This is a genomic window from Sphingomonas sp., from assembly GCF_031380695.1.
Lineage (GTDB): Bacteria > Pseudomonadota > Alphaproteobacteria > Sphingomonadales > Sphingomonadaceae > Sphingomicrobium.
Window position 1 is genome coordinate 1 of the sequence record NZ_JANMWY010000199.1, and the last position, 3,908, is coordinate 3,908.

The following is a 3,908-nucleotide window of genomic DNA, read 5'->3' on the forward strand; positions in this document are numbered from 1 at the left end:
CTTCACCGGCGGCACGGCGACGCTTGGCTTCCTGCTGGCAGCGGAAGTGATTGCCGCGACCGCAGTCGTCAGCGAAGCGGCGCTGATCTATGTCGATCGCCACCGCAACATGGCGATCAGCCTGGTCATGCTGGCGATCGAGGCCGGGCTGGCGGCGGCGCTGATCATCGCGATGCGGAATATCGGCTGGGACGAGGCGCACCAGGCGACCGGGCCGGCGGTCGCGCTGTGCATCGCGCTGGCGTTCGCGTCGATCGCCAAGTCATTGCTGCTGGCTAGGCTGCTGGGCGCGCCGGTGTCAGGTTGGCGGCGGGATATCCTGCTTGCGCTTTTGGCAGGGCTGGTCATCGGCATCCCCGTCCGGCTGTTCCTGCCCGAGTTTTGGCAGCTGATCGTCGGCATTCCGGCGATCATGGCGGCGTTCGGGATCGTGGTGTGGACCAAGGGCTTCGGCCCCGAAGACCGCGAGCTGTTCCGGCTGCGCAAGAGCGAGATCGAAGTGCTTCAGGCCAACCAGGCCGACGCGTAGGGATCAGTGCCGGAAGTGGCGCAGTCCCGTGAAGACCATCGCCAGACCGGCTTCGTCCGCCGCCGCGATCACCTCGGCGTCGCGCATCGATCCGCCCGGCTGAATGACTGTAGTCGCCCCCGCTTCGATCGCCGACAACAGCCCGTCGGCGAAGGGGAAGAAGGCGTCCGACGCGACCGCCGAGCCGATCGTGCGCGCGGCGGGCCAGCCGAGGGTCTCGGCCGCTTCGCGAGCCTTCGCGGCGGCGATGCGGGCGGAGTCGCGGCGGTTCATCTGGCCGGCGCCGATGCCGACGGTGGCGCCGTCCTTGGCATAGACGATGGCGTTGGACTTGACGTGCTTGACGACGGTCCAGGCAAACAACATGTCGCGGACTTCGGCGTCGGTCGGCTGGCGCCTGGTCACGACCTTGAGGTCGGCGGCAGCGATGTGACCATTGTCGCGTGACTGGAGCAGCCAGCCGCCGGTGATCGATTTCGCGGTCAGACCGCGACGCGCCGGATCGGGCAGGCCGCCGGTCAGCAGCAGGCGAAGGTTCTTCTTCGCCGCAAACAAAGCGATGGCGTCGTCGTCGGCATCGGGCGCAACAACGACTTCGGTGAAGAGGCCGGTAATTGCCTCGGCCGTAGCGCGGTCGAGCGGGCGATTGACCGCGACGATGCCGCCGAATGCCGAGACGCTGTCGCACTGGAACGCCGCTTCATAGGCTTCGGCGAGGGTCGCGGCGGTTGCGACGCCGCACGGATTGGCATGCTTGACGATGACACAGGTCGGGCCGGCGTCGCGATATTCGGCGATCAATTCGAGCGCGGCGTCGGCGTCGTTGTAATTATTGTAACTGAGCTCCTTGCCCTGCACCTGCCGCGCCTGGCCGATGCCCTTCGCGGACGGGCCGGTGGCGGCGTAGAAAGCCGCCTGCTGATGCGGGTTTTCGCCGTAACGGAGGGTTTCGCCACGGGTCAGGGCAAATGACAGCCGCTCGGGGAATATCTCGCCCTGGTCGGCGAAGGCGAACCAGCTCGCGATCATCGAATCATAGGCGGCGGTGCTGGCGTAGGCTTTCGCCGCAAGGCGTTTGCGCAGGGCAAGCGAAGTCCCGCCGTCGAGGCTGGCGATGATTTCGGGATAGTCGGCCGGGTCGGTGACGATCCCGACGAAAGCGTGGTTCTTGGCCGCCGAGCGGACCATCGACGGGCCGCCGATATCGATATTCTCGATGATCTCGTCGCGGCTGGCGCCGTTGGCGACGGTCTGGGCGAAAGGGTAGAGATTGACGACGACAAGGTCGATCGCGCCGATGCCGTGTTCGGCCATCGCGGCGGCGTGCGCCGGGTTGTCGCGCACCGCCAGCAGGCCACCATGGACCATCGGGTGCAATGTCTTGACCCGCCCGTCCATCATCTCGGGAAAGCCGGTGAGGTCGGCGACGTCGCGCACGCGGTGGCCCATGTCGCGCAGCGCCTTGGCCGTGCCGCCGGTCGAAACCAGTTCCACGCCATGCGCGTCGAGCGCGGCCGCGAGTGGTTCGAGGCCGCTCTTGTCGGATAGCGAAAGCAGCGCCCGGCGGACGGGAACGAGGTCGATCATTGATTTCCTTTTGGCGTGTTAGCTCGAGCGGCGCAGCTGCCAGGCGATTTCGCCGCCGAGGCCGGAGACTTCGCCGACGATGACCAGTTGCGCCGCCTGGCGCGGGGTGCCGGTGCCGTCGACGACCAGGCTTTCCTCGACCGTCAGCATGGCGCCACGGCAGCGGAAGTTCCACGGCGGCGCGCCCGGCGAGCGCAGGATCGCGCCCATGCCGTCGGCGGTGGCGGTCGCCTCCACTCCGGGCGCGAGGTGGAAGCGGACGGCGTAGGCGGCGGCTTCACGAATCTTGCGGCGGCCCTTGGCGACAATGCGGTCGAGCCCGCGCAATTCCTTGCCGTCGTTGCCGAGGATCAGGGTGCGCTGGTGGAGCAGGCCGAAGCCCTTGAGATAGCCGTCGTGGCTCGCCTCGACCCGAGTCGAATCATTGTCCTCGGACCGCTCGACGGGCACGCTCGCCACGCCCCTGCCGAGCGTGCCGTCGGCGAGGATCGCGGTCGAATTCGTGTCGTCGAGGACGAGCGTACTGTGCGCGGCGGTGGTGCGCAGCGCCGCCACAAGTTCGTCGGGCAGGTCGGTCGGCAGTTCGCCGGGTCCGCCGCAATTGACGATCAGCCGCTGGATCCCGTCGCTGACCTCGATTGCCAAGGTCGAGGCGCAGCCGTGTGCCGACAGTTTCGCGGGCGGCGGGGCGGCGGCATCGAGGACGACGACCGTGCCGAGCGCGCTCAGCCGCTGATAGCCCCAGCCCTTCGCCTGACGCAGCGGGCGAGCGCGCAGGCCGCAGCCGTCGACCAGCGCCGTCAGCGCGGCGGCGTCGCCGGGATTGCCGCCCTGCCAGCTCGACAGGCCGCCATCGCCCATCGTCACGCCGTGCAGCGCGGCGAGCCCGGCGGCGGCGGCGTTCTCGAGGCTGTCGGGTAGGCTTTGCTTAGCCGCGAAATAAGCGGCGCGGAGGAGGCCCATGCGGTCGACGAACTGCGCCTGTTCGGCCGGCGATCGGCTCATCAACCCGCCGTCCTCATATTGCGCCCCGGCCAGCGCCCGGGCCAGCCCCGCCTCGCCGCGCGCAACCCGGCCCATGCCGCCCTGGACGAGCAGGCCGGCGACGATCACTCCGCACCAAGCGGTGATTCGCGCCAGCCCCGCCGGCGCCTTGTCGGCGGCGGCGTCGAGATGGCGGGCACCGCGCGCCAGCGTGTTGAGCAGGGCCGAACGGTAACCGGCGTCGCGGCTCGAAAGGATGTACGGCGCATAGGCGGTCCAGAACAGGATGCGCTCGCCCCACAGCGCCGGGCGCCACGCCTCGTCGACCTTCGTGCCGTGCGCCAAGAGCCAGCGACCAACCATCGCCTCGGCCAGCTTCGCGCCCTTGTCGCGGCCGGTCGAGGCGGCGAGGTCACGCAGCCAGGAGAAGCCCTGAAACAGCGTGGCGATGCGGCTGTCGGCGCCAAGCGTGGCGAAATCGAAATCGGTGAGGGCGATAGTCTCGCTACCGAGGAAAAACTGCCCGGCGAGCAATGCATCGCCGCGCGCGCGATCGCCGTCGACATGATCGCGCGGGACGGCGGCAAGACGCAATGGCTCCTTCTTGGCACTCATCAGGCGGGACAGCAGCGAGCCCTTGGCCAGCTTGCCGATCACATCGCCTGGCGCCGCGTTCATACCTCGCCCCGGAGCGCCCGGTTCTTGGCCGCAGAAGGGTCCGGCCCGCCCATGAAGTCGGCGGTGCCGGCGACGAGCGCGGTCGCACCGGCGTCGACGGCCTGGCGCGCGGTAACCGGATCGATCCCGC

General features: G+C 69.0%; 2 protein-coding genes and 1 pseudogene. 1 reads left to right on the top strand and 2 read right to left on the bottom strand.

The genetic code is table 11. The features are described from left to right. Nucleotides 1–529, top strand: a pseudogene (locus tag RMN84_RS07300) (lipopolysaccharide biosynthesis protein); the annotation flags it as partial. A gap of 3 nt (nt 530–532) precedes the next feature. On the opposite strand, the gene purH reads toward RMN84_RS07300, so the two are convergent. Beyond that, nucleotides 533–2,116 carry a bifunctional phosphoribosylaminoimidazolecarboxamide formyltransferase/IMP cyclohydrolase gene (gene purH, locus RMN84_RS07305; RefSeq protein WP_309611521.1) on the bottom strand — a complete coding sequence of 528 codons (1,584 nt, stop codon included), beginning with the start codon at nt 2,114–2,116 and terminating at the stop codon, nt 533–535. 18 nt (nt 2,117–2,134) lie between these two features. Beyond that, nucleotides 2,135–3,778 (bottom strand): heparinase II/III family protein, encoded by a 1,644-nt coding sequence (locus RMN84_RS07310; protein WP_309611522.1) that lies wholly within the window; start codon nt 3,776–3,778, stop codon nt 2,135–2,137. Nucleotides 3,779–3,908 lie beyond the last annotated feature (130 nt).

Coding starts and splice junctions, on each gene's coding strand:
- purH (WP_309611521.1), bottom strand. CDS start 2,116: ATGATCGACCTCGTTCCCGTCCGCCGGGCGCTGCTTTCGCTATCCGAC.
- RMN84_RS07310 (WP_309611522.1), bottom strand. CDS start 3,778: ATGAACGCGGCGCCAGGCGATGTGATCGGCAAGCTGGCCAAGGGCTCG.